The 26,210-nt window shown below is 60.9% G+C and carries 21 protein-coding genes; 9 read left to right on the plus strand and 12 right to left on the minus strand.

Features of this window, described 5'->3' with window-relative positions:
- Window positions 1-125: 125 nt before the first annotated feature.
- Window positions 126-575: a GatB/YqeY domain-containing protein gene (locus tag ACIQWS_RS20375; protein WP_403183756.1), complete on the minus strand. Its 450-nt coding sequence runs from the start codon at window positions 573-575 to the stop codon at window positions 126-128.
- Window positions 576-858: 283 nt separating this feature from the next.
- Here ACIQWS_RS20375 and carA point away from each other — a divergent pair, with 283 nt between their 5' ends.
- The gene (carA, locus tag ACIQWS_RS20380) at window positions 859-2,097 is read left to right on the plus strand and encodes a glutamine-hydrolyzing carbamoyl-phosphate synthase small subunit (RefSeq protein ID WP_403183759.1); all 1,239 of its coding nucleotides are present in this window, start codon (window positions 859-861) and stop codon (window positions 2,095-2,097) included.
- 130 nt (window positions 2,098-2,227) lie between these two features.
- On the opposite strand, the gene ACIQWS_RS20385 is transcribed toward carA, so the two are convergent.
- The 3 genes from ACIQWS_RS20385 to ACIQWS_RS20395 all read right to left on the minus strand — a co-directional run bounded on the left by ACIQWS_RS20385 (window position 2,228) and on the right by ACIQWS_RS20395 (window position 5,083).
- Window positions 2,228-3,148 (minus strand): aldo/keto reductase family oxidoreductase, encoded by a 921-nt coding sequence (locus ACIQWS_RS20385; protein WP_403183763.1) that lies wholly within the window; start codon window positions 3,146-3,148, stop codon window positions 2,228-2,230.
- 55 nt (window positions 3,149-3,203) lie between these two features.
- Complete coding sequence (locus tag ACIQWS_RS20390) at window positions 3,204-4,460, minus strand: TCR/Tet family MFS transporter (RefSeq protein WP_403183766.1); 1,257 nt, start codon at window positions 4,458-4,460, stop codon at window positions 3,204-3,206.
- Between the two features lie 158 nt (window positions 4,461-4,618).
- Window positions 4,619-5,083, minus strand: coding sequence for an Lrp/AsnC family transcriptional regulator (locus ACIQWS_RS20395; RefSeq protein WP_403183769.1), 465 nt, complete (start codon window positions 5,081-5,083; stop codon window positions 4,619-4,621).
- Window positions 5,084-5,229: 146 nt separating this feature from the next.
- Here ACIQWS_RS20395 and ACIQWS_RS20400 point away from each other — a divergent pair, with 146 nt between their 5' ends.
- Entirely contained in the window at window positions 5,230-5,952 is a 723-nt protein-coding gene (locus tag ACIQWS_RS20400; RefSeq protein WP_403183772.1) for an aspartate/glutamate racemase family protein, read from the plus strand.
- Between the two features lie 180 nt (window positions 5,953-6,132).
- On the opposite strand, the gene ACIQWS_RS20405 is transcribed toward ACIQWS_RS20400, so the two are convergent.
- Complete coding sequence (locus ACIQWS_RS20405) at window positions 6,133-7,077, minus strand: neutral zinc metallopeptidase (RefSeq protein ID WP_403183775.1); 945 nt, start codon at window positions 7,075-7,077, stop codon at window positions 6,133-6,135.
- 369 nt (window positions 7,078-7,446) lie between these two features.
- On the opposite strand from ACIQWS_RS20405, the gene carB reads away from it, so the two are divergent.
- The gene (carB, locus tag ACIQWS_RS20410) at window positions 7,447-10,929 is read left to right on the plus strand and encodes a carbamoyl-phosphate synthase large subunit (protein ID WP_403183779.1); all 3,483 of its coding nucleotides are present in this window, start codon (window positions 7,447-7,449) and stop codon (window positions 10,927-10,929) included.
- Between the two features lie 46 nt (window positions 10,930-10,975).
- Here carB and ACIQWS_RS20415 read toward each other — a convergent pair whose 3' ends face one another.
- Window positions 10,976-11,323 (minus strand): helix-turn-helix transcriptional regulator, encoded by a 348-nt coding sequence (locus ACIQWS_RS20415; RefSeq protein WP_223612626.1) that lies wholly within the window; start codon window positions 11,321-11,323, stop codon window positions 10,976-10,978.
- Between the two features lie 218 nt (window positions 11,324-11,541).
- On the opposite strand from ACIQWS_RS20415, the gene ACIQWS_RS20420 reads away from it, so the two are divergent.
- Entirely contained in the window at window positions 11,542-12,417 is an 876-nt protein-coding gene (locus ACIQWS_RS20420; RefSeq protein ID WP_403183784.1) for an NAD(P)H-binding protein, read from the plus strand.
- Window positions 12,418-12,595: 178 nt separating this feature from the next.
- On the opposite strand, the gene ACIQWS_RS20425 is transcribed toward ACIQWS_RS20420, so the two are convergent.
- Window positions 12,596-14,380, minus strand: coding sequence for an ABC transporter ATP-binding protein/permease (locus ACIQWS_RS20425; protein ID WP_346307444.1), 1,785 nt, complete (start codon window positions 14,378-14,380; stop codon window positions 12,596-12,598).
- Between the two features lie 604 nt (window positions 14,381-14,984).
- On the opposite strand from ACIQWS_RS20425, the gene ACIQWS_RS20430 reads away from it, so the two are divergent.
- Entirely contained in the window at window positions 14,985-15,197 is a 213-nt protein-coding gene (locus tag ACIQWS_RS20430) for a cold-shock protein (protein ID WP_027233379.1), read from the plus strand.
- An 89-nt stretch (window positions 15,198-15,286) separates the two neighbouring features.
- Here the strand turns inward: ACIQWS_RS20430 and ACIQWS_RS20435 are convergent, their stop codons facing one another.
- Window positions 15,287-16,708 carry an amidohydrolase gene (locus ACIQWS_RS20435; protein ID WP_403183789.1) on the minus strand — a complete coding sequence of 474 codons (1,422 nt, stop codon included), beginning with the start codon at window positions 16,706-16,708 and terminating at the stop codon, window positions 15,287-15,289.
- A 211-nt stretch (window positions 16,709-16,919) separates the two neighbouring features.
- On the minus strand, window positions 16,920-17,951 hold the full coding sequence (locus ACIQWS_RS20440; protein WP_403183793.1) for an NAD(P)-dependent alcohol dehydrogenase: 1,032 nt from the start codon (window positions 17,949-17,951) through the stop codon (window positions 16,920-16,922).
- A gap of 123 nt (window positions 17,952-18,074) precedes the next feature.
- Between ACIQWS_RS20440 and ACIQWS_RS20445 the strand changes: the two genes are divergently transcribed.
- On the plus strand, window positions 18,075-19,001 hold the full coding sequence (locus ACIQWS_RS20445) for a LysR family transcriptional regulator (RefSeq protein ID WP_403183796.1): 927 nt from the start codon (window positions 18,075-18,077) through the stop codon (window positions 18,999-19,001).
- On the opposite strand, the gene ACIQWS_RS20450 is transcribed toward ACIQWS_RS20445, so the two are convergent.
- Window positions 18,990-19,616: a glutathione S-transferase family protein gene (locus tag ACIQWS_RS20450; protein ID WP_403183799.1), complete on the minus strand. Its 627-nt coding sequence runs from the start codon at window positions 19,614-19,616 to the stop codon at window positions 18,990-18,992. The genes ACIQWS_RS20445 and ACIQWS_RS20450 overlap by 12 nt on opposite strands.
- A 237-nt stretch (window positions 19,617-19,853) precedes the next feature.
- Here ACIQWS_RS20450 and ACIQWS_RS20455 point away from each other — a divergent pair, with 237 nt between their 5' ends.
- Both ACIQWS_RS20455 and msrP read left to right on the plus strand, forming a co-directional pair.
- Entirely contained in the window at window positions 19,854-21,056 is a 1,203-nt protein-coding gene (locus ACIQWS_RS20455; RefSeq protein WP_288193566.1) for a pyridoxal phosphate-dependent aminotransferase, read from the plus strand.
- Window positions 21,057-21,195: 139 nt separating this feature from the next.
- A complete protein-coding gene (msrP, locus tag ACIQWS_RS20460) occupies window positions 21,196-22,176 on the plus strand; it encodes a protein-methionine-sulfoxide reductase catalytic subunit MsrP (RefSeq protein WP_403183803.1) in 981 nt (326 codons plus the stop codon).
- A 338-nt stretch (window positions 22,177-22,514) separates the two neighbouring features.
- On the opposite strand, the gene ACIQWS_RS20465 is transcribed toward msrP, so the two are convergent.
- Together ACIQWS_RS20465 and trxB are read right to left on the minus strand one after the other, a co-directional pair.
- Entirely contained in the window at window positions 22,515-23,411 is an 897-nt protein-coding gene (locus ACIQWS_RS20465) for a LysR family transcriptional regulator (protein WP_105732078.1), read from the minus strand.
- Between the two features lie 60 nt (window positions 23,412-23,471).
- A complete protein-coding gene (trxB, locus tag ACIQWS_RS20470) occupies window positions 23,472-24,446 on the minus strand; it encodes a thioredoxin-disulfide reductase (protein WP_346307438.1) in 975 nt (324 codons plus the stop codon).
- Between the two features lie 277 nt (window positions 24,447-24,723).
- On the opposite strand from trxB, the gene ACIQWS_RS20475 reads away from it, so the two are divergent.
- Window positions 24,724-26,124, plus strand: coding sequence for a TrkH family potassium uptake protein (locus ACIQWS_RS20475; RefSeq protein WP_403183811.1), 1,401 nt, complete (start codon window positions 24,724-24,726; stop codon window positions 26,122-26,124).
- Window positions 26,125-26,210: the final 86 nt, after the last annotated feature.

Consider the following 26,210-nt stretch of genomic DNA (forward strand, 5'->3'; position numbering starts at 1 on the left):
CAAGACCCGCGTTCCCAGGGACCGCCCGTCTTTCCTCCTTTGCAATGGCCAGATGCGATCGCGGGCGTGGCAAGGCAATGCCGCGCCCGGCGCATCCCGTCCGCTGTGCGTGCCGTGTCGGCAGCTTACTGCAGGATTTCCTTGACGATACCGCTGGCCTTGGTGAAGTCCATCTGGCCGGCGTATTTTTCCTTCAGCGCATTCATGCACTTGCCCATGTCACGCAGGCCGCCAGCGCCGATTTCCTCGATGACCTGCGAGCAGGCCTGGCGGATATCCTCGTCGCCCAGCTGCTTGGGCAGGAAGCCCCGGATGATCTCGATCTCGCTGCGCTCCTGCTCGGCAAGCTCAAGCCGGTTGCCGTCCTCGTAGAGCTTCGCGGATTCCTCGCGCTGCTTGATCATCTTGGCCAGAATCGCGCTGATCTCATCGCCCGTGACCGGGTCCTTGCCCGATCCGCGATTGAGAATATCCCGATCCTGAATGGCGGCGATGATCAGGCGCAGCGTGGAAACGCGGCGCTTGTCCTGTGCCTTGATGGCGGTTGTCAGTGCCCCGGCGATGGTATCGCGCATGGCTTTACTCTCCTGTTGTCCGCGCAGCCTACCGGCGGGTCCGAACGAAATCAATCATCGCGGCGAACCGGTTCGGAACCGATTTCCACGAAGAGTTGTCGTGTCGCAATTGACCGGAAGCGCGGTTTTCTTTAAGGTCCGTGACCTAGCCAGACATTTTGGGTTGTTGCAGCGGTGGTAAGGTCAATCGACCACCGCGTTCAGCCATGTCATATGGAATACCGAACGGCATTTTTCAATGCCCAATGAAGAACGACGACGCAAGCCCACGCAGGAGTGCCGCATGACCGCCCCGATAACGACAGACGCAGGTGCAAAGACCGCAGCCTGGACAGAATTCAAGCCGACAGCGGTGCTGGTTCTGGCCGATGGAACGGTGATCGAGGGCAAGGGACTGGGTGCAACCGGCGCCTGCGAGGCGGAAGTCTGCTTCAACACCGCGCTGACCGGCTACGAGGAAATCCTCACCGACCCCTCCTATGCCGGCCAGATCGTCACCTTCACCTTCCCCCATATCGGCAATGTCGGCACCAACCGGGAAGACATCGAAGACCTGACCCCGGCCAACCGCGCCGGGGCCGTCGGCGCCATCTTCAAGGCTGACATCACGGCGCCTTCGAGCTACCGCGCCGCCGAACATCTCGACGATTGGCTGAAGGCGCGCGGCGTGATCGCGCTTGCCGGCGTCGATACCCGTGCGCTCACCGCACTCATCCGCGAAAAGGGCATGCCCAATGGCGTCATCGCCCACGATCCCGCCGGCAATTTCGACATTCCGGCCCTGACCAAACGCGCCGCCGCCTGGCACGGCCTGCTCGACCTCGATCTGGCCAAGGACGTCACGTCAGGCCAGAGCTCGGTCTGGACCGAGAAGCCATGGGTGTGGAACGAAGGCTTTGACCAGCAGATCGCGCCGGAATTCCACGTGGTTGCCATCGATTACGGCATCAAGCGCAACATCCTGCGTCTCATCGCCGGGCTCGGCGCCAAGGTCACCATCGTTCCGGCCACAGCAACGGCGGACGACGTGCTTGCCCACAAGCCCGACGGCATTTTCCTGTCGAACGGCCCGGGCGATCCCGCTGCCACAGGCAAATATGCGGTTCCGGCCATCCAGGACCTGATCAAGACCGACATTCCCGTCTTCGGCATCTGCCTCGGTCACCAGATGCTGGCACTGGCGCTCGGCGGCGACACCAAGAAGATGCACCAGGGCCACCATGGCGCCAATCATCCGGTGCGCGACGACACCACCGGCAAGGTCGAGATCGTTTCAATGAACCACGGCTTTGCCGTTGATGCGGATTCACTGCCCGACGGCGTGGAAGAAACCCACGTCTCGCTGTTCGATGGCAGCAATTGCGGCCTGCGCGTCACCGGCAAGGCCATCTTCTCGGTGCAGCACCATCCGGAGGCCTCGCCCGGCCCGCAGGACTCACACTACCTGTTCCGCCGCTTCGCCAATCTGATCCGCGCCCGTCAGGGTCTTGCGCCCCTGCCCGAGCGCGATCAGGCCGCCTAAGATAAATATTGCATCCCCATGGTGCGTGGTTCGACAAGCTCACCATGAGGGAGGTGGTTTGATTGCAGCCCACAAACTTCCCTCATGGTGAGCTTGTCGAACCACGCACAGCGGGAATGCAGCTTATAACTTAAGCAACATCCCGGCCGGTACTGGCTTTCAGGATGGCAAACCACTGCTGGCGCTCGAGCGTGATATCGAGCGCCGCCACCATTTTCGCCAGACGCTCCCGCTTCAGGCTGCCGAGCACGGGAACCAGCCGCGCCGGATGGCGCAACAGCCAGGCAATGGCAACCGCCGCGATATCGTCAACACCGAGTTCACCCCCCACCGCCTGCAACGCGGCGCGCACGCGCTGCTCCTGCTCGCCCGTGCCGGTAAACAGGCTGCCGCCGCCAAGCGGTGACCAGATCATCGGCGCATAGCGCAGGCGCTGGGCGTGGTCGAGACTGCCATCGGTGAGCGGCTCGGTGGCGGTCACCGACATTTCGATCTGGTTCGTTACCACAGGAAATGGCAGGCGCGATGCCAGCAGATCGATCTGCGGCGGCGTGAAATTCGACACGCCCACGGCGCGCACCTTTCCGGCCTTCACAACCGCCTGCAATCCCGCCGCCGTGTCATCCGCATCCATCAGCGGATCGGGGCGATGCAGCAACAGCACGTCGATATAGTCGGTCCTGAGGTTCTGCAGCGAGCGGTCGACGGACGCCTTGATATGCGCCGCGCTGGTATCGTAATGCTTTACCCGGTTTTCCGGGCGCTGGTCCGAGGTCAGCATGATATCGCATTTGGTGATCAGCTCGATCGACTGGCGCTTGCCGCTCCAGCCGGCAAGGCCCGCGCCGAAAGCCGCCTCGACACCATAATTACCGTAGATATCGGCGTGATCGAAACTGGTCAGGCCAAGCGCAATCGCCTCGTCGATCAGGCGTGCCACCTCAGCCGCGGACGGTTTTGCGCCCTGATCGAGCAGCCGCCAGGCGCCCAGCACCAGCCGGGACAGCGACAGACCATCGGAATTGAGCGGAATACGTTTTTCAATGGACATGGAAAACCTCGTTTCGGCGGGTGGGACCCGTTGCATAGCGCAAAGGGGCGGCCAGTCAAATAGCTGCCGCCTGTTCCAGCGGCTCATGCGCGGCAATGGCGGGCTTTTCCACCCGCAGGACAAAGACGGCGACGGCGATCACCACGAAGAGCCCGCCGAGCACATAGGGGGCGCCGCCGAAGGCAACCGATGCCGCCGGCGCGGTGAACATCGCAAAAATCTGGGTGAAAATCAGCGGGCCGATCACATTGGTGATGCTGAACAGACTGGTCATCGCGCCCTGCAATTCGCCCTGCTCCGACGGCAAAACCTTGGCGGCGGCGATGCTGCGCATGGCTGGATCCGCCAGGCTTTCCAGGCAGGTCGCGACGATGACCGCATAGACCATCCAGCCCTGCCACGCCGCGGCATAACCGAAGAAACCGAGCGCCGTGAAAACCAGCCCGATCACTGCCGTCCGCCACTCGCCGAAGCGGGCGACGACGCGCGGCAGGATGAAACCCATGACCAGCGCGCCGCCCATGCCGAACACGCCGAGCGACAGGCCGATATCCCGCTGGTTCCAGTCATAGCGATAGGCGCTGACGAACGACCACACCGAGGGATAGGCCATGTGGCCAAGGGTGAGCATGAAGAAGACGAGACCGATCCACAGGATCCCCCGGTGGCCGCGCATCTGTTTGAGAGCGCCGAGCGGATTGGCACGCTTCCAGTCGAACGTCCGGCGGTTCTTCGTTGCAAGCGTTTCCGGCAGGAAGAAATAGGCCACGAGAAAATTCAGGAAGGCGATCAGCGCCGCACCGAAGAACGGCACCCGCGGACCGAACTCGCCGAGCAAGCCGCCGATGATCGGACCGAGGATAAAGCCGACGCCGAAGGCAATGCCGAGAAGGCCGAAATTCTTGGCGCGGTTCTCGTCCGTGCTGACATCGGCGATGTAGGCGGAGGCGGTGGAAAAGCTCGCGCCGCTGATGCCCGCCAGCACGCGGCCGATGAACAGCATGCCGAAACTCGTTGCGAGCGCGCAGATCAGATTGTCGATGGCAAAGGTGAACACCGAGGCAAGCAGCACCGGACGGCGGCCGAAACGGTCGCTCAGATTGCCGATCAGCGGGGCAAAAACGAACTGCATCGCGGCATAGACAAACAGCAGCCAGCCGCCGTCAATGGCCGCGTGACTGACATCCGATCCCGTCAGCTGTTCGAGATAGGCCGGCATGACCGGCACGATGATCGCGATGCCGATGACATCCATAAGGAGCATGACAAAGACAAGAGTCAGCCCGCGCTTGGCAAGGACAGGATCAATCATCGAAACTCACTTTTGGCGTTCCGGAACGAAATTGATCCGGAAAATGCTCATAATCGATTTCCACGAGCGAAACAATACGTGAACATAGTCAGAAAATCGGGAAAATAGGTCCCGATTGTGCGCCGGGCCAATATCTCCTGACATATGCTGCCACATCCCTACCTGGCATAATGGGTCGGCAGGGCGGTGGTTGCCTTCAGCGTCTCCATCGAAACCGAAGCGGATATGTCGAAAAACTCGACCTTTTCCACCAGCGCCTTGTAGATGCCGTCATAGGCTTCGACGCGCGGGAGAACGAGCTTGAGGATATAGTCGAAGGTGCCAGTCATCCGGTGCACTTCGACAATTTCAGGGATATCGATGATCGCGGCGCGGAACTGCTCGAGCCAGTCGGCGGAATGGCGCGCGGTGCGGACAATGACGAACATTGTCGTCGGCAGCCCCATCACCGGCCGGTCGAGCAGAACGACGCGGCGGGCGATATAGCCCTCTTCCTCCAGGCGCTGGATGCGGCGGGAACAGGCGGAGACGGACAGGCTGACCCGGTCGGCCAGATCCGACACGGTAATGGACGAATCCGCTTGCAACAAATCCAGGATTTTACGGTCACGATGGTCGAGCATATCCATTCCCGTGCAATATTTCGGCGTTGTAGCAGGAATATACGCCAATCTTTTGCAGGGAGACAGGTTTAATCCGCAAACTTTGCGAACCGTTCGCGCGGCATCTGGATTATTATTCCCGCAATGACTTCCATGGGAGAATGAGAATGCGCACGATTGGGCTGATTGGCGGTATGAGCTGGGAAAGCACGGCCGTCTATTACCGGCAGATCAACGAAGCCGTCCGCGCCCGGCTGGGCGGCCTTGCCTCCGCCAAGGTGGCCTTGCAGTCGCTGGATTTCTCCGAAGTCGTCGCCCTGCAGAAAAGCAACCGCTGGGACGATGCCGCGGCGCTGTTGTCGGATGCAGCCACGCGACTTGAAGCGGCCGGCGCCGACTGCGTTCTCATCTGCACCAACACGATGCACCTTGTTGCCAACGAGGTAGCAGGTGCCGTCAGCATTCCGCTGATCGACATCCGGCAGGAAACCGGCCGGGTGCTTGCCGCCGCCGGCAAGCAACGCCCGCTGCTGCTGGCGACGCGCTACACCATGGAACACGGATTTTACGCCGACTATATGCGCGATGCATTCGGCATCGAGGTTATGGTTCCCAATGAAATCGACCGGGCAAAAGTCCACGCGGTGATCTTTGACGAACTCTGCCGCGGCATCGTGACGGAAGAGTCCCGCCAGGCGCTGGAAAAGATCATCGTGCGCGGCAAGGAAGCCGGAGCCGACTGCGTCATTCTCGGCTGCACCGAAATCTGCCTCTCCCTCACCGATGACAATATCGCCCTGCCGGTGTTCGATTCGACCACGATCCATTCGGAGGCCGCCGTATCGCTGGCGCTGGGACGGGATTTCACGGATCAGCAGACCGCCGTTTAGCCTCTTGTGATTTCAAGCTTGCAGGTGCGTGGTTCGTGGTTCGACAAGCTCACCATGAGGGAGGTGGGTTAGCTGCATGCCAATCGCGAACGTCGCGGAATAAGGCTCCCTGCAACTCTCAACCTCCCTCATGGTGAGCTTGTCGAACCACGCACCACTCATCATGCAGCGCGCGTCTTATCAGATCGCGCCGCTGAACGTATCGCAGCTGTCGAGCTTGCCGCTGTCGAAGCCGCGCTTGAACCACGAACTGCGCTGGGCAGACGTGCCGTGGTTGAAGCTTTCGGGAACCACATAGCCCTGCATCTTGCGCTGCAAGGTGTCGTCGCCGATCTGCTTGGCGGCATTCAGCGCTTCCTCCAGGTCGCCCGCTTCCAGAATACCCTTCTGCTGGGTGAAATGCCCCCAGATACCGGCAAAGCAATCCGCCTGCAATTCGACCCGCACGGACATGGCATTGGCGTCTGCCTCGCTCATGTTCTGGCGCATCTGGTTGAACTTCGGCAGGACACCGATCAGGTTCTGCACGTGGTGGCCCACTTCATGGGCAAGCACATAGGCCTGGGCAAAGTCGCCCGATGCGCCGAACTTCTTGTCCAGCTCGTTGTAGAAGTTCAGATCGATATAGACCTTGCGGTCGCCCGGACAATAGAACGGTCCTGTCGCCGCACTGGCGGAACCGCAGGCCGAACGGGTCTGTCCACTGAACAGCACCAGGGTGGGCGGCGGATACTGCTTGCCCTCCGCCTGGAAAATGCCGGTCCAGACATCCTCGGTCTCGGCCAGGACGGTCTTGACGAACTGCGTCATCTGGTCATTGGCCTGCGCCGTCGGGCGTGAGGCGGGCGACTGGCTCTGGCTTTGTCCCGGCGATGATTGATCCATCATGCCGCCATCCACCAGAATCTGCATCGGATCGATATTGGTGCAGAATTTCAGGAACAGGAAAATGGCCGCAAGGACAAGGATACCGGATATGCCGCCGCCGCGCACGGACTGTATGCCGCCGCCGCTGGGAAAGCGGAAGCCGCCGCCATTGCCCATGCCGCCGGGAGTGCCGCCATCGTCGCCATCGGTGCGGCGGTCCTCAACATTGTCACTTTGCCTACCGCCCTGCCAGCGCATTACCCACCTCCAGATGAACCCTCGGCCATGCCGCTGATATGTTGCACATCAACAGTATAGCTCCTTATTTGTTCCATGCACGATGCTATTTTCAACTGGTGGCTGCAATGGATTCCCAATCAATTTTCATGACCGAATAATGCAGCGCCATCCGCCTGTTTCGGATCCGGATAGGTAGAAAGCGTCGTCCCGTGCTCGCCCCCCGCGAAACTGCGGCGAAAAAGCATGGATTTGCGCGTTTTTGGGGTTACGTAATCCGATCGCTTTGCCTATAAGGCAGCCTTAGCCTCGCATTAGGAATTTTGTGTCTGCCCGTACGGTCAAGTCCGTGCGGTTTTTTGTGCAGCACGCTGTTGATAGGAAGAAGCCATGCCAAAACGCACCGACATCAAATCTATTCTGATCATCGGCGCAGGACCGATCATCATCGGTCAGGCATGTGAGTTCGATTATTCCGGCACGCAGGCCTGCAAGGCCCTGAAGGAGGAAGGCTACCGCGTCATCCTCGTCAATTCCAACCCGGCCACCATCATGACCGATCCGGAACTGGCCGATGCCACCTACATCGAGCCGATCACCCCGGAAGTCGTCGCCAAGATCATCGCCAAGGAGCGTCCGGACGCCCTGCTGCCGACCATGGGCGGCCAGACCGCGCTGAACACCGCCCTGTCGCTGCGCCGCATGGGCGTGCTTGACCGCTACAATGTCGAAATGATCGGCGCCAATGCCGAAGCCATCGACAAGGCCGAGGACCGCGCGCTTTTCCGCGAGGCCATGGCCAAGATCGGCCTGGAAACACCCAAATCCATGCTGGCCAATGCGACCGACGTGAAAAACCTCGACCGCCGCCTGCACAAGGAGCAGCGCGAAATCGTCAAGGCCAAATATTCCGGCGCCGAGCTTGATGCGGCGCTCGACAAGCTCGAAACCGAATGGCAGCTGGGCGAAGGCGACCGCAAGCAGCGTTACGTCTCGCACGCGCTCGGCATGGCCGGTGCGGCGCTCGACCATGTCGGCCTGCCCGCCATCATCCGCCCCTCCTTCACCATGGGCGGCACCGGCGGCGGCATTGCCTATAACCGCACAGAATTCTACGAAATCATCGGCAGCGGTCTCGATGCATCGCCGACCACCGAAGTGCTGATCGAGGAATCGGTTCTCGGCTGGAAGGAATATGAAATGGAGGTCGTCCGCGACAAGGCGGACAACTGCATCATCATCTGCTCCATCGAGAACATCGATCCGATGGGCGTCCATACCGGAGACTCCATCACCGTTGCCCCGGCCTTGACCCTGACGGACAAGGAATACCAGATCATGCGCAACGCCTCGATTGCGGTGCTGCGCGAGATCGGCGTCGAGACCGGCGGTTCGAACGTGCAGTTCGCCGTCAATCCGGAAAACGGCCGCCTGATCGTCATTGAAATGAACCCGCGCGTGTCGCGCTCCTCGGCGCTGGCGTCCAAGGCAACCGGCTTTCCCATCGCCAAGATCGCCGCCAAGCTCGCCGTCGGCTACACGCTGGACGAACTGGAAAACGACATCACCGGCGGCGCCACCCCGGCCTCGTTCGAACCGTCCATCGACTATGTCGTGACCAAGATCCCGCGCTTTGCCTTCGAGAAATTCCCCGGCGCCGAGCCGACGCTGACCACGGCAATGAAGTCCGTCGGCGAAGTCATGGCCATCGGCCGTACCTTCAAGGAATCGTTGCAGAAGGCGCTGCGCGGCCTTGAAACCGGTCTCACCGGTCTCGATGAAATCGCCATTCCCGGCCTTGGCGAAGGCAGCGACAACAATGCCATCCGCGCCGCCATCGGCACGCCGACGCCGGACCGCCTGCGCATGGTGGCCCAGGCGCTGCGCCTCGGCCTTTCCGTCGAGGAAGTGCACGAGGGCTGCAAGATCGACCCGTGGTTCCTGCAGCAGATGGCGGAAATCATCGCCACGGAAGAGCGTGTGCGCGAGCACGGCCTGCCGCAGGACGCACAGAACCTGCGCATGCTGAAGGGCATGGGTTTCTCCGATGCCCGCCTCGCCAGCCTGGCCAAGGTCGACCCCAACGATGTGGTCAAGCTGCGCAAGAAGCTTGACGTGCACCCCGTTTTCAAGCGCATCGATACCTGCGCGGCCGAGTTCGCCTCGCCGACCGCCTATATGTACTCGACCTATGAAGTGCCCTTCGCCGGCGCCCTCGCCTCGGAAGCCCAGGTTTCCGACCGTAAGAAGGTCGTCATCCTCGGCGGCGGCCCCAACCGGATCGGCCAGGGCATCGAGTTCGATTATTGCTGCTGCCATGCCGCCTTCGCCCTGCGCGATGCCGGCTACGAAGCCATCATGATCAACTGCAACCCCGAGACGGTATCGACGGACTATGACACCTCGGACCGGTTGTACTTCGAACCGCTGACCGCCGAAGACGTGCTGGAAATCCTGCGCGCCGAACAGACCGCCGGGACACTGCACGGCGTCATCGTCCAGTTCGGCGGCCAGACACCGCTCAAGCTCGCCGATGCGCTGGAAAAGGCCGGTATCCCGATCCTCGGCACCTCGCCGGATGCCATCGATCTGGCTGAGGATCGCGACCGCTTCCAGAAGCTCTTGATCAAGCTCGACCTGACGCAGCCGAAGAACGGCATCGCCTATTCCGTGGAACAGGCCCGCACCATTGCCGGTGAACTCGGTTTCCCCTTGGTGGTGCGCCCGTCCTATGTTCTCGGCGGCCGCGCCATGCAGATCATCCATGACGAGCGCGCCCTGCAGAGCTATCTGCTCGACACGGTTCCCGAACTCGTGCCGGAAGACATCAAGCAGAAATATCCGAACGACAAGACCGGCCAGATCAACACCCTGCTCGGCAAGAACCCGCTGCTGTTCGACCGTTATCTCAGCGAAGCCATCGAAGTCGATGTGGATTGCCTGTGCGACGGCAAGAACACCTGGGTTTCCGGTATCATGGAACATATCGAGGAAGCCGGCATTCACTCGGGCGACAGCGCCTGCTCGCTGCCGGTGCATTCGCTTTCGGCTGACATCGTTGCCCAGCTCGAGGCAGAAACCGCCGCGCTGGCAAAATCCCTCAACGTTGTCGGCCTGATGAACGTGCAATACGCCATCAAGGACGGCACGATCTATGTGCTGGAAGTCAACCCGCGTGCCTCGCGCACGGTACCCTTCGTTGCCAAGACCATCGGCAAGCCGATCGCCAAGATCGCCGCGCGCATCATGGCGGGCGAAACGCTGGACGAGGCGCTGGCCAATTATGGCGGCAAGCCGTCCGGCACCGCGCGCAAGCACATCGCCGTCAAGGAAGCTGTCTTCCCCTTCGCCCGTTTCCCCGGCGTCGACATCCTGCTCGGACCGGAAATGCGCTCGACCGGCGAAGTGATGGGCCTCGACTACGACTATGCGCTGGCCTTTGCCAAGGCGCAGCTCGGTGCCGGTGTCGACCTGCCGCGTGACGGCACCCTGTTCGTCTCGGTGCGCGACGAGGACAAGCAGCGCATTCTTGCGCCGGTCAAGCGGCTGGCAGATCTTGGCTTCAAGGTGCTGGCGACCGGCGGCACGGCGCGTTTCCTCGCGGAAAACGGCGTTGCCGCGCAGAAGATCAACAAGGTCCAGGAAGGCCGTCCGCATGTCGAGGACGCCATCCGCAACCGGCAGGTGCAGCTGGTGTTCAACACCACCGACAGCGCCAAGGCGATCTCGGACTCAAAATCGCTGCGCCGCGCCACGCTGATGCAGAAGGTGCCCTACTACACCACCCTGTCGGGTGCCGATGCGGTGGCCGAAGCCATTGCGGCACTCAAGGCAGGCTCGCTCGAAGTGCGCCCGCTGCAGGATTATTTCTGATACTTGCTCCGGTCGCGGCCCATGCCGTGACCGGATTTTCCCTCACTCAGTTGGGCGTTCCCTCAGGGTCGCCCTTCTGCAGCGCCTGCAGATAATCCTCCAGCCGGTCGAGGCTCTCGTCCCAGAAACGCCGGTAATGGTCGAGCCAGTCCGACACTTCGCGCAACGGCCCGGCTTCCAGACGGCAGGGGCGCCACTGCGCCGCCCGGCCGCGGGCAATCAGCCCGGCCCGCTCCAGCACCTTCAGATGCTTTGAAACCGCAGGCATGCTCATATCGAACGGCGCCGCCAGTTCGGTGACGGAGGTTTCACCTTCGGCAAGCCGCGCCAGAATGGCGCGCCGCGTCGGATCGGCGAGCGCGGCCAGAATGCCACTGAGACGGTCAGGCGTCATATTTTTTACATTACCTACTGGTTAAATAACTAAATAGTTTAATATTGCAAAGCCCGGCCCTTGTCAAGATTCGGCACGCCGATGGTAACGGCAGCAAAGAGCGGAAACCAGACCCGCCGGAGCTTGGACAAAATGACCTGCATCCGCGATTGACCTCAACTTAAGTTGAGGTTTTATAAGCTTCACTCCGCCCGGAATCCATCCACTCAGGAGCACGCATGTTGACCGATATCGAACGACTTACAGACGCACAGTTTCTCCGGCTGTTTCAGGCAAAACGGTTTCTTGTGACAGGCGCGACGGGCAATGTCGGCCGGCACGTCGTCAATGAACTGCTGGAAAACGGCTATCTCGTGCGGGCGCTCACCCGCGATGCGCGGCGCGCCAATCTGCCCGCGGGCGTCGAGGTTGTCGAGGGCGACCTGACACGGACGGAAACATTCGAACGGGCGCTTGCCGGCGTGGCCGGCATGCATCTCATCACCATCGGCGGCGACGATTACACGCCTCTCGACAACGGCGCCGAGATTGTCCAGCTGGCGCGCTGGGAGGGCGTGCAGCGCATCAGCGTGCTCAGCGACGGGCGGGCCGGAAGCGTCGAGGAGGCCGTCCGGGCGAGTGATCTGGAATGGACCATCCTGCAGCCGGTCGATCTCATGTCCAACACGCTTGGCTGGATCAAGAGCATCAAGTCGGCCAATATCGTGCGCGAGCCCTATGGCAGCACGGCAAGAACCCTCATCCACGAGGCGGATGTGGCAGCGGTCGCCGCCCGGATTCTCAGCCATGGCGGCCACGCCCGCAGGACCCTCAAGCTGACGGGCTGCGAAGTCCTGACCATACCGGACAAGATCAAGGCGATCAGCGCGGTGACGGGCAAGCCGATCCGCTATGTCGAGGTGAGCGAGGAGCACACGCGGCAATCCATGCGCGAACTCGGCATCGGCGAAGACGTCATCGACTATGTCGTGGCATGGAACAGCAATCCGCCGCCGGAAGGGCGTGCCGTCACCAGAAGCGTCCAGCAGGTCATCGGCCGCCCGCCCCGCCGCTTCAGCCACTGGGTCAAGGAGCATGCCCCGCTGTTCATGTGAGGCAATAGCAAGACGGCATGTTATTTGGCGTGCGTGGTTCGACAAGCTCACCATGAGGGAGGTGGTTTGGTGCAAGGTTAATCACAAACGTTGCAGAACTTAGCTCCCTGCAGCCGACTCCATCCCTCATGGTGAGCTCGTCGAACCACGCACCACAAATGGCGCAGCGGCAAAGCGCCTAGACGCCGCTCAGCCCTTCCGCTTCCATGCCGTGTCCCGTGGGATCGCTGACAAAGTGCAGCACCTTGGAAAAGACGTGATTGCTCATGTCCTCGCGCCCGATATGCACCACGGTGGACTTGGCGAGCTTGTCGCGCAGCACGGCCATCACCCGGTCATGTGCGCCCGCTTCCATGGCATCCAGCGCCTCGTCGATGACCACCCAATCCGGCTTGTGCAGCATCAGGCGGGCAAAGGCCAGGGATTGCTGCTCGTCGTCGCTCAGTTCGCGGTCCCAGCGCGAGCGGAAGTCGAGCATGGTCTTGAGGCGGTCCAGGCCGAGCTCATGCAGCGCCGAAATGAGTTCGCTGTCGGGAAAGGCATCCTTCCCAAGCGGATAGGACATGACTTCGCGCAGGCTGCCCGGCGGGAAATAGGGCGAGCGCGGCATATAGAGGATCGCCGTGTCTTTCGGCAGGGCAATATTGCCGGCACCCCATGGCCACAGACCGGCAATCGCACGGAAAAGCAATGTCCTGTCGATGCCGGGTTCGCTGGTGATCAGCACCCGTTCGCCCGCATTGACGACCGCCTTTTTCTCCTTCAGGCGCACGGTTGCCAGCGGCGCCGTGATCTTGAGCGTATCGAAAACAAGCTGGTTGCCTTCCGACTGGGAGAACTTGATGCGCTGCTCGACGCTGTTCAGCGTGTCCATCGACTGGACCGCCTGCCGGAATGACGTCACGCGCAACAGCGTGGCACGCCAGTCGGCAATGGCACTGAAATTGTCGACGAACCATTTGAGCGATGCCTGGACCTGATTGAAGGCGCCGACGGCGATGATCAGACCACCGAATGACAGGTTACCGGCAAAATATACTGGGGCGGCCACCAGATAGGGGGCGACCTGCGTGAACCAGCCATAGCCGGAGGTCACCCATACGAGCTGCGTCCAGGCCGTTACCAGCTGGCGGATCGCGGCGAGCAGCGAATCGACATCCAGGCCAAGCCGGACCTTTTCATCCTGTTCGCCCCGGTAGAGCGCAATCGCATCGATGTGCTCGTTGACGCGCATCAGCGAAAAGCGCAGGTCGGATTCACGCTGGTAGCGGTCGGCATTGAGCTTGATCAGCTTGCGCCCGACAAACCAGCTGATGGATGAAGCGGATCCAGCATAGAGGATGGCCGCCCACACCATATAGCCCGGAATGGAAAAACTGTGGCCGGAGACGTTGAAGATGAAGCCGCTGGACAGGCCCCAGAGCACGCCGATGAAGCTCATCATCAAAATGGAGGCCTGCAACAGGCCGAAGCCGAGGTCGGTCGACATTTCGGCAAGATGGCGCGCATCCTCGTGCAGACGCTGATCCGGATTGACGCCGATCGGCCCGGAATTCGACAGCTTGAAGGCCCGCCGGGGAACCAGCCACTCGCCGATGAGGTCGCGGGTCAGACCTTCGCGCAGTTTCATGCGGGTCATCTGATTGAACCAGGTCTGCCCGACGGCCAGAATCAACAGGCAGATGGCAATGCCCAGAAAAACCAGCAGTTCGTTGAGAAACGCGGTGAAATCGCGATGGGAAAGCGCGTCGAGAAAGCGCCCGTTCCATTGCACGAGACGAACCTGGCCGGCGGAGGTGATGATGATGATGGCAAACATGCTGAGCAGCAGCAGGACGAGCCGGTTGCGGACGGGTGATATCCAGTAGACATGCAAGATAACGCGGAGCTGAGAAAGCAGGCCCGCCTGTACTTCGCCGGCAACGGCGATGGCGGACGTCTTGCTCTGTTTGTCTTCCGCCATCAGTTAGAGCCTTTCCTGCCTAAATAGAAACAGTTCTGTTTCTCGGATGGCGAGACAACCCACACGGAAGGTAGCAAGGCCGATGTTTACCCATCGGACGAAGCTGCCTGACAAAGTGGTTGGCCGCCAGCCGGAAACCCGACGGGCCGGGTGAATTTGGCCCAATGCCATCGGGCTTTGTCTTCACCCGATGGATAAACATCGGCCTCGCCAAATCCCTCGCCCTTGAACCAAATTCCCTCCGGCAGAACGATTCTATTTAGGCAGGAAAGGCTCTAGCCCCGTGGACGACCGTGATTCGGCCTCTCCACTTTATCATTGTTGATTGGATTGCACCGGATAAAGCGCCGGATTTACCCAAGGGAAGTAAGGCTGAATTCCGCCCGGTCAAGGGCGGGCGCGTGACGGGCACATGCGGCCGATTTGAATCCCGCTTGTTTCGGCTCCGATTCTGTCTTATGTATCCCGCATCGATTTATCGGTCGAGTGACTTTGCGACCTGCGTAACCCGTTGCGCTTCCTGATGAACTCCATTGCATAGGTTCGATTCCCTGGGCAGCATAGCTGTATGTTGCCTGTCTTATATCTCTGAAAGGAATTTCCCATGGCTACGGGAACAGTGAAATGGTTCAACAGCACTAAGGGCTATGGTTTCATCCAGCCTGACACCGGCGGTGCAGACGTATTCGTACACATCTCCGCTGTTGAGCGCGCAGGACTGCGCGGCCTCAATGACGGTCAGAAGGTCAACTACGAAATCGTACAGGATCGTCGTTCGGGCAAGTCGTCCGCTGACAACCTCAGCGTTGCCGGCTAATCGCCGCACGCGAAAATCGACAGGTTTTCGAATATACAAATTTGGAAAGGCGGGATTTTGATCCCGCCTTTTTGCATTTCCGGGCTGGCTCAGACGATATCGCTTTCGGAGTAATCAGCCACCAGTTGCAGCATGGCGCGCAAGCCGACGATGAGGCCGCTTTCATCGACCAGGAACAGATCGGAGTGGTTGGCCGGCACTTCCCGCGGATCCAGCCCCTTGCCCGTGATCCCGACCCTGAAGAAAAAGCCGGGAACGGCCTGCGCGAAATAGGAGAAGTCCTCGCCGCCCATGCCGCGCTCGACCAGCTTCGTGTTGTCTATCCCGGCAACACGGGCAAGCGTCGGGGCCATCCTGGTTGTCAGTTCCGGGTTGTTGATGACAGGCGGATAGCCGTTCGCCTCCCAGATAACCTCTGCCTCACCCCCCATGCCCTTAGCGACCAGCGTCGCCAGTTCGGTGAAGCGCTCCATCATTTGTTGGCGTTGCCGCTCGGCAGAGGTGCGCAGCGTGCCTGCCAGTTCCACCTTGGCAGGGATAATGTTGTAGCGTGTCCCGCCTTTGAACACGCCGACGCTGAGAACCGCCGGCTCGCGCACGACATCGGTTTCACGGCTGACCAGCGTCTGCATGGACGATACGATTTCCGAAGCGATGACGATGGGATCAATACCATTCCAGGGGGCCCCGGCATGCGTCTGCTTGCCCTTCACCGTCAGCCGAAAAGCATCGGACCCTGCAGTGACAGGACCGGAACAATAACCAACCATTCCGGCAGCAAGATTGCTGCCGACATGCAGGCCAAACACAACATTGGGTTTCGGATCAGCGAAGGCGCCCTCTTCCAGCATCTTTCGGGCGCCGCCGATCTCACCCCTGGGCAGTTTCTCCTCGGCAGGCTGGAACAGCAGCTTCACCGTTCCCTTGAGATGTGCCTTGTTCTGCGCGAGGATTTCAGCGGCCGCCATCAGGATGGCCACGTGACAATCATGACCGCACGCATGCATGACAGGCACGTCATCGCCATCCCAGATTGCCCGCGCCTTGGACGCAAACGACACATCGGTCTTTTCTTCGACAGGCAGGGCGTCCATATCGGCACGCAGGGCAATGACCGGACCTGCCCCCGCCTCACCTTTCAAAACCGCAACAATACCGGTGGTGGCGACTTTCTCCCGGACGTCATAGCCAAGCGCCTTCAGGTGCTGCGCCACGAGCGCCGAGGTGCGGACCTCCTGGTTGCCCAGTTCCGGATTTTCATGGATATCCCGCCGCCAGGCAATCATCCGCTCTTCGATGTCACGCGCCTGCACATCGAAGACGTCATGTATCTTTCGGGCCGGGGCGGGCTGAATGTTCAATGCGGCGTGCAGTGGCGAGACGCCCAGCGCGAACAATCCGCAACAGGCACATAGGGTCTTGAGAAACTGACGGCGCTCAAGCACGTCATCAATGGCTTCGGCTACAAATCGCTGGGGTGAAGAAGACTTTGCGGGCGTGAATAATTTCATGGCAATCAACCTTCGTGCTGAAAATGAGAGGCAATAAAATTCGTTCAAATGCAATAAAACAGGATGGTACCCCAACCCGGGGCGCTGTCAAGAACGGAGCCTGGCCATTGGCAGAATGAAACCATGCCCCATGCAACCTTTCATTGAGGATATTCACCGCATACAATCGGCAAGCTCGGATTGAGCCTGCCGATTGTGAATCTCGGCGCCCTCAGCCGATCTCGACAACCACCTTGCCGAACGGTCCGCGGTCCAGATGATCGAGCGCATCGGCAAAATCCGCCATGGTGTAAACGGCATCGATGACGGGGGTAGCACCCGACAGTTCGAACGCGGCAACCAGATCCTCCAATGCCCGCCGGTGCCCGACCTGAATGCCCTCGACGACCACACGCTTGCGGGCAAACGGGCCAAAGCCGCCGGATATCTCAAAACCGTCGATCACCCCGATCAGCGAAATGCGTCCGCCGACCGCCGCCGCGCGCAGGGATTTGTCGAGATGGGCGCCGCCGATCGTCTCAAGGATGTGGTCGGCGCCGCGATCGCCGGTCAGCCGGTAGACGGCTTCGACCCAATCCTCCTTCTGGCGGTTGATCCCATGATGGGCACCAAGTTCCCGGGCCCAGGCGAGTTTCTTGTCGTCGCCGGAGACAACGATAACCTCTGCCCCATGCATCAGCGCAATCTGCATGCCGAAGATCGACACGCCGCCGGTTCCGATGACGACCACGGTCTGCCCGGCCCTGAGCCTGCCGCGTTCGACCAGGGCGGTCCATGCGGTGAGGCCGGCGCAGGGCAGCGTGCTGGACTGGAGACCGGTCAGCGTGTCCGGCGCCCGCACCGCCCAGTCCTCGTGCAGCACGACATAGTCGGCCAGAACCCCCGGCATCGGCCCGCCAAGGGTGCGGCCATTGGGATCGCGCGCCGTGCCGGGACCATTGCCATCGATCCAGTCGGGCAGGAAGGTCGAGATGACGCGGTCGCCCACGGCAAAGCGCGTCACACCGGCGCCCACCGCCGCAACCGTGCCGGACAGATCCGACAGCGGCGTGAGCGGTTCCGTCTGGGGCGCCGGCAATCCAAAGCCGAGATCGACCAGCAGCTTGTCGCGGTAATTGAGGGAAGCTGCCGCGGCCTTGACCAGGATTTCACCGGGCCCCGGTGTTGGCACTTCGGCCTCGACCAGTTTGAGATTGCCGCGTCCGGCGCCATTCAGCGTCCAGCGTTTCATCGTCTTCGTCATCATCTCTGTCCTTGCATGCCCCGCCAGCCGGGGTGAGAACAGCGTTTTATATGATCGCGGCACGATGCAGTTGCGCCCATTCCACCCATTATTGTATCGTTTTATTCTACAATGGAGCGAAGAATGGACCGGCTTGCAGGTATTCAGGAGTTTGTCACGGTGGTGGATGCCGGCGGATTTTCCGCCGCCGCGCAAAAACTGCACCTGTCGCGCTCGGCCGTCGGCAAGGCGGTCGCCCGGCTGGAGGAGCGGCTTGGCGTGCGTCTCTGCCATCGCACCACGCGGGCGTTCACGCTGACGAGCGACGGCAACGCCTTCTACGCGCATTGCGTGCGTATCCTGGCGGAACTCGACATGGCGGAAGGTGCCCTGGCCTCCGACAGGGAACAGCCGGCTGGCCGCCTGCGCATCAGCGTTCCCGTGATATTCGGCCGTTATTGCGTGGCGCCCGTCATCGCCGACCTCTCCCGCCAATACGCGGCGTTGCGCTTCGACGTGTCTTTCACCGACCGGCCGGTGGACCTGATCGAGGAAGGCTATGACCTCGTCGTCCGCAACGCGGTCCTGCCCGACAGCGCCGTCCTCACCGCCCGCCGCATCGCACGCCAGCGCATGACCATCTGTGCAGCGCCGTCCTATCTCGCCGCACGCGGAACCCCGCGCGCCATCGAGGATATCGCCGGGCACGACTCCATTGTCTATGGCCGCGACGGCAACACCCGGCCCTGGCTTTTCCCTGACGGCAAGGGCGGTAGCTATGCGGCCCCGGCCCGCACCCGGCTGATCCTCGATGATCTGGATACCGCCGCCGATATGGCGGTCGCGGGCATGGGGCTCGCGTGGCTGCCCTGCTGGCTCATTCGCGAACGGGTGCGCAGCGGCAGTCTTGTCCGGGTTCTGCCCGACGTCGAACCGCTGGTTTTCGACACCTATGCCGTCTGGCCGCGGGCGCCCTTCATGCCGGCGCGCATGCGCGTACTCATCGACGCCCTCGCCTCCCGCCTGCCCGGCATGACCGGCACGGACGGCGAAATCAAATCAGCCGCCTGACGCCTCCGGCAGCCAGGTGATCGGCACGTGGCCGTCGTCACCGGCAACCCGGCTCAGCCATTTCGCCACGGACGGATAGGCGGAAAGATCATAGCCGCCTTGGTTGGCGTCGTGGGTATAGGCATAGAGCGCGATGTCGGCGATGCTGATGGCGTCACCGGCGAAATAGGGCGTCTTCTGCAGCTGCTGTTCCATGACGAGCAGCGCCTTGTTGCCGCCTTCCAGCGTTGCCGCCAGCCGTTCCGGCGTCGCATCCTTCGCCCGCTCGGGATAGACAAGCAGGGCGCGGCGCACCGCGATATTGGGCTCGTGCGTATATTGTTCGAAGAACAGCCATTGATACATCAGGCCGCGCGCATAGGAATCATCGGGGATGAACCGGGTTCCCTCAGCCAGATAGAGCAGGATGGCGTTGGACTCCGCCAGGAACCGGCCATCGTCAAGCTCCAGCAGCGGCACCTTGCCATTGGGGTTCTTGGCGGTGAATTCCGGTTTTCGCGTCGATCCGTCCGTCGATGAAATGGCCACATGCTCGAACGGCAGGCCAAGCTTCGCCATCAGCAGGCGCGGCTTGTAGCAATTTCCGGAGCTGAGCTGCGAGTAAAGTATCGGCATGGCTGGTCTCCTGTGGCGGGCGAAAATCGCCGCTGGTGTCCGGTCTCATCGGTTTGCGTGAAACATCGCATAAACGACGGTGATGCTTTGAATGTTTCATGTCACACCCTGCATAGAAACAGCGCGATGTGAAGCCTTTTGCGCACGCTTTTGCTTGCGATTCCGCGCCTGTTGCGACATAGCAGACCCGCACACCGGCTACCCCTTGTCAAACACCCGCTTCAGGAGAACGATACCATGGCATTCCTCGCCGACGCCCTTTCCCGTGTGAAGGTTTCCGCAACGATTGCGATAACCCAGAAAGCACGCGATCTGAAAGCCGAGGGCCGGGATGTGATCTCGCTCTCCGTGGGCGAGCCAGATTTTGATACGCCCGACAACATCAAGGAAGCCGCCATTGCCGCCATCCGCCGCGGCGAAACCAAGTATACCCCGGTTTCCGGCATCGTGCCGCTGCGCGAGGCGATTACCCGCAAGTTCAAGCGCGAAAATGAACTGGAATACAAGCCGAGCCAGACCATCGTCTCCACGGGCGGCAAGCACGTCATCTACAACGCGCTGCTCGCCACGCTGAACCCCGGCGACGAAGTCATCTGCGTTGCACCGTACTGGGTGAGCTATCCGGAAATGGTGGCGCTGTGCGGCGGCACGCCGGTTATCGTCTCGGCCACGCAGCAGCATGAATTCAAGCTGCAGCCGGAAGATCTGGAACGCGCCATCACGCCGAAGACCAAGTGGGTCATTCTCAATTCGCCGTCCAATCCTTCGGGCGCTGCCTACAGCTGGGACGAGCTGAAGAAGATCACCGACGTTCTCGTCCGTCATCCGCATGTCTGGGTTCTCACCGACGACATGTACGAACACCTGACCTATGGCGACTTCAAGTTCGTCACCCCGGCACAGGTCGAGCCGAGCCTCTACGACCGCACGCTGACCATGAACGGCGTATCGAAAGCCTATGCCATGACCGGCTGGCGCATCGGCTACGCCGCCGGACCGCAGGCGCTGATCAACGCCATGGACATGGTGCAGGGGCAGCAGACATCCGGCACCAGCGCGATTTCGCAGTGGGCCGCCGTCGAGGCACTGGATGGCACGCAGGAACACCTGCCGGTGTTCAAGAAGGCGTTCGAAGGCCGCCGCGATCTCATCGTTTCCATGCTGAACCAGGCACCGCTGCTGCAGTGCCCCAAGCCGGAAGGCGCCTTCTACGTCTACCCGTCCTGCGCAGCCGCCATCGGCAAGACAGCGCCATCGGGCAAGGTGATCGAAACCGACGAGGATTTCGTCAGCGAACTGCTGTCGAGCGAAGCCGTTGCCGCCGTGCATGGCTCGGCGTTCGGCCTTGGACCGAACCTGCGCATTTCCTATGCGACATCGGATGCCAAGCTCGAGGAAGCCGGCAAGCGCATCCAGCGCTTCTGCGCCAGCCTGCGCTGATCGAACAACCGGATTGAAGACAAAAGGGGCCCATCGGCCCCTTTTTCTTTGCCGCAAAAGCTTCACGGCTTTGTGTTGATCGTTCTTGCACGGAAATGGCATATTTCCAGCGCAACACCGCAGAGATGAAAGAACAGTCATGGCCGCCATCCACCGCAAGCCCGCCTGGGCGATAGCCGAAGCCCTGGCAACGCCGGAGGCGGCATTCTTCAACCGGCGGTCGATGCTGCAGGCCTGGGGCCTTGGTGCGCTGGCAACCGCTGCGCTCACGGCACTGCCAAAGGCAGCGCGCGCAGCGGCCGAGCATAAACCCGCCGGCAACCCGGCGCTTTATCCGGCGAGGCGCAATGATGCCTATACGCTCGACCGCAGCCTGACACCGGAAGAGATCAACGCGACATACAACAATTTCTATGAATTCGGCTCGGACAAGGGCATTTATGCGGAAGCGCAGAGCCTGATCACCAATCCATGGGCGATCGACATTGACGGCATGGTGGAAAAGCCGTTCACGATGGAATTCGCCGATCTTGAAGCGAAAATCCCGCTGGAAGAGCGCCTCTACCGCCATCGCTGTGTCGAGGCATGGTCGATGACCATCCCATGGACCGGCTTTTCGCTCGCCAAGCTGGTTGAGCTGGCAAAACCGCTCGCGTCGGCCACATACATCCGCTTCGAGACCTTCAACGATCCGTCCATGGCCAGCGGCCAGAACGGCTTTCTCTATAGCTGGCCCTATGTGGAGGGCGTCACCATGGCGGAAGCCGCCAATGAGCTCGCCTTTCTGGTGACGGGCGCCTATGGCAAGCCCCTGCTCAACCAGTTCGGCGCGCCGATCCGCCTCGCCCTGCCGTGGAAATACGGGTTCAAGTCGATCAAGTCGATCCGCAAGATCAGCTTCACCGACAAGCGGCCGGTGAGTTTCTGGGAGGAGCTGGCATCGAACGAGTACGGTTTCTGGGCCAACGTCAATCCGGCGGTGGCGCATCCCCGCTGGAGCCAGGCACAGGAGCGCGTGCTGCACACGGGTGAAACCGTGCCGACGCTATTGTTCAATGGCTATGGCGATCAGGTCGCGTCCCTCTACACGGGGCTCGAAAACGAAACGCTCTATCGCTGATTTTTTGGAAACATACCCCAGAAAAGAAAAGAGGCCGGACAATTGCCCGGCCTTAAGTTTTGAAGGATGCCATTTCTGGCAAAACCTCCAGAGGGGAACACTAGCGGATGCGCAATGGGAGGAGGAGACGCATCGGCTAGTGATGTGGATATGGGCCCTTTAACCGTTTCTTGCAATCCCCCAATTGTGCAATGCACCCATGCACCAAATGCATACCGACAATTTATCGGCATTTTTGAAATGAGAGCGCGTGTTTGCGGTGCAATCCGGCAAGATCATGCTCCGAACCGGCCCGCTTGCGAAAGAAAATTTTTTCGCAAAAATGCGAAAACAACCGGTCAATAGGACCAGGTACGCGCCTTCGAGAAAAGGAAATCCCGAAACACGTGCAATTTCGCTGCGTTCTTGATTCCCTCGGGATAGCAGAAGAACGTATCGAAGGATGGCAGCTCCATCTCCGGCAGCAGGCGCACGAGGGTCGAATCCTTCTCGACCATGTAATCGGGAAGCACGCCGAGGCCGACACCCTTCTGGATGGCGCGCTTGATCGACAGGAGGTTGTTGATCTGCAGAACGGCAGGCCGCAGATTGCCGTCGGACCGGCCGATCCCTTCCAGCCAGTTGAGGTTGGTCAGGTAAGACGGGGCCGGTTCGCCGAAGCTGACGATGCGATGGGAATCGATCTCGTCGATGTTTTCGATCTTGCCATATTTGGCGATGTAGCCCGGCGAGGCGTAGACGTGCATATGCACCGTGAACAGCCGCCGCTGGATCAGGTCAGGCTGCTGCGGCTGACGCAGGCGGATGGCGCAATCCGCGTGGCGCATCGTCAGATCCAGCTCCTCATTGTCGAGCAGCAGCTGCAGCTGCACTTCCGGATAGAGTTCGATGAATTCCTGCACGCGCTCGATCAGCCAGCCGGAACCGAGACCGACTGTCGTGGTGACGCGCAGCTTGCCCGACGGGCGGTCCTTGCTTTCGGTGAGGCGCGAGCGGACGTTTTCCAGCTTCATCAGCACTTCATGCGCCGTGCGGTACAGCACCTCGCCCTGCTCGGTCAGGATCAGGCCGCGCGCATGCCGGTGAAACAGGGGAACGCCGACATCCTGCTCCAATGCGCTCACCTGGCGGGAGATGGCCGATTGCGACAGATGCAGCGTCTCGGCGGCATGGGTGAATGACCCAGCCTCCGCCGCAGCATGGAATATTCGCAATTTGTCCCAGTCAAGCGACATGGCGCAGTCTCTCCCCCATTCCGGTTCCGCATATCGCAACCGGCCTTATCTCAAACGCCCTTATTCGGCAGCCTGGCGCACCGGTTCCTGTGCCGCCAGCCAGCGTTCGGCCTCAAGGGCCGCCATGCAGCCCATTCCGGCCGCTGTCACGGCCTGACGATAGATATCGTCGGTGACATCGCCGGCGGCGAAAACACCGGGAACATCGGTCGCCGTCGAATCCGCAGCGGTCCACAGATAGCCATTCGGCTTATGCTTGAGTTTCCCCTTGAACAGTTCAACTGCCGGTGCATGGCCGATCGCCACGAAAACACCGTCCGTCGCAATGTCCGTCGTCTCGCCTGTCTTGACATTCTTCAGGCGGACGCCGGAAACCGATGCTGCCATAGGCGGCTTTGCCTCCGTACCCGTGATTTCGTCGATGACGTTGTCCCAGACGACTTTGACATTTTCGCGGGCAAACAGGCGGTCCTGCAGAATTTTTTCCGCACGGAAATGATCGCGGCGATGCACGACCGTGACGGACTTTGCCAGATTGGCAAGATAGAGCGCTTCCTCGACGGCCGTATTGCCGCCGCCGACAACGACGACATCCTTGTTGCGGTAGAAGAAACCGTCGCATGTGGCACAGGCGGAAACGCCGAAGCCCATGAAGGCCTGTTCGGTCGGGATTCCAAGCCATTTGGCCTGTGCGCCGGTCGCGATGATCAGCGCATCGCAGGTGTACTGCGTACCGCCATCGCCGACGAGACGGAACGGCCGGACGGAAATGTCCACTTCCGTGATGATATCGTGAATGATCTCGGCGCCGACATGTTCGGCCTGGATGCGCATCTGGTCCATCATCCATGGGCCCTGCACCGGATCGGCATAGCCCGGATAGTTCTCGACATCCGTGGTGATCATCAGCTGGCCACCCTGCTGCAGACCGGCAACGATCACAGGTTTCAGGTTGGCGCGGGCCGCATAGATGGCTGCGGTATAGCCGGCAGGACCGGAACCGATAATGAGGACGGGCACGTGGCGCTGTGACATATCAAGACCTATAAACAGATGTTCAGCCAGAACGGGTTGGGAGCAGACTTATGATCATTTCCAATGCCATAAGGTAGTGGGTCAGCCCCCTCCGTTGCAAGGTCTGCGCGTGATATAGGCCGGTTAGCCACAGCTTGTACGCGGTGTTTTGCCGTTTGGCGCGCATTGTGGCGCCTGACGGAACCGGTTATGAAACATTCCCATGTCTCTCTTCCCGTTCTGAGGTCCGCTCATTTTTCGCACCATCATCAATATTTGCGCGCGATTTGGTCTGGTCATGGCGGCAGCCATGCTGATTCCCGCCGCTGTTGATCTGCACATCGGCAACCGGGACTGGATCACCTTCGTGGAATCGGCGATTTTCACCGGTGTGCTCTGCGGGCTTGTCGCCCTCGCCACTCACAATCCCGATATCCGGTTTACCCCGCGCCTCGGCTTTCTCCTGATCGTTTCCGTCTGGCTCACGGCGGCGCTGCTCGGGTCCCTGCCCCTCTATTTCTCGACGCTGCCGATCAGTTTCGCCAAGGCGCTGTTCGAATCCATGTCCGGCATCACCTCGACGGGCGCCACCGTGCTGACAGGGCTCGACGCCATGCCGCGCGGCATCCTGCTCTGGCGCTCACTGCTGTGCTGGTTCGGCGGTTTCGGTTTCGTCGGCCTCGGCCTGTTGCTGCTGCCGTCGCTGCGCGTGGGCGGCATCCAGCTCCTGCACATGGAATCCTCCGACAAGTCGGAGAAAATCCTGCCGCGCATCCACCAGATCGCCACCGGCATCATCATCGCCTATGTCAGCCTGACGGTGCTGTGCACCCTGTCCTATTTCGCCGCCGGCATGGGCATGTTCGATGCGGTCAATCACGGCATGACAACCGTTGCCACCGCCGGCTTTTCCACCCATGATTCATCCTTGGGCTTTTATGCCCACAACCGGGCCATTCTCGTCATCGCCACCATCTTCATGATGCTCGGCGCCCTGCCCTTCGTGCTCTACATCAAGGCCGTCATGCCGCAGCGCCTGACCTCGCTCGCCGACCCGCAGGTGACATTGTTCCTCGTTATCGTCGCCACCCTGAGCTTTTTCCTGGCGGTGGGGCTCACGCTGGAAACCGGCATCGGGTTTGGCGATGCCCTGATTGCCGCCGCGTTCAACCTCGTATCGATTATCTCAACCACAGGTTTTGCAACCGAAGACTATACGCGCTGGGGGCCGGAAGCCCTCGGCATTTTCTTCATCGTGACGTTCATCGGCGGCTGTGCCGGGTCGACGTCGGGCGGCATCAAGCTCAATCGCCTGATCATTCTCTGGCAGTTGGCATCCGCCAGCCTGACGCGGCTGATCATGCCGAATGCTGTCATCAAAATGCGCTACGGCCGCGCGGAAATCAGCCCGCAGGTGGCGCAATCCGCGCTGCTCTTCATCTTCCTCTACATGTCCTCTCTGATCGTTGGAGCCACGGCGCTGACGATCCTCGGCAACGATCTCGGCACGTCGATCACCGGGGCACTGACCGCGCTTTCCAATGTCGGGCCGGGTTTCGGCGATACGATCGGGCCGGTCGGCAACTTTTCGACGCTCAGCGACCCCTCGCTTCTGCTCCTGAGCTATCTCATGCTGGCGGGCCGGCTGGAAATCATCACGGTCGTCATTCTGTTTACGCGCAGCTTCTGGAGCCGGTAGGTCCATGCTATGAACCTGTTTGTAACCGAATGCGAATGCATTACACAGCGGCAGGAATCGCCTATGGTGCTCGCCGTAAGCGCCTT

Origin of the sequence: Phyllobacterium sp. NPDC097923 (genome assembly GCF_044760925.1) — a bacterium.
GTDB classification, from domain to species: Bacteria; Pseudomonadota; Alphaproteobacteria; order Rhizobiales; family Rhizobiaceae; genus Phyllobacterium; species Phyllobacterium calauticae.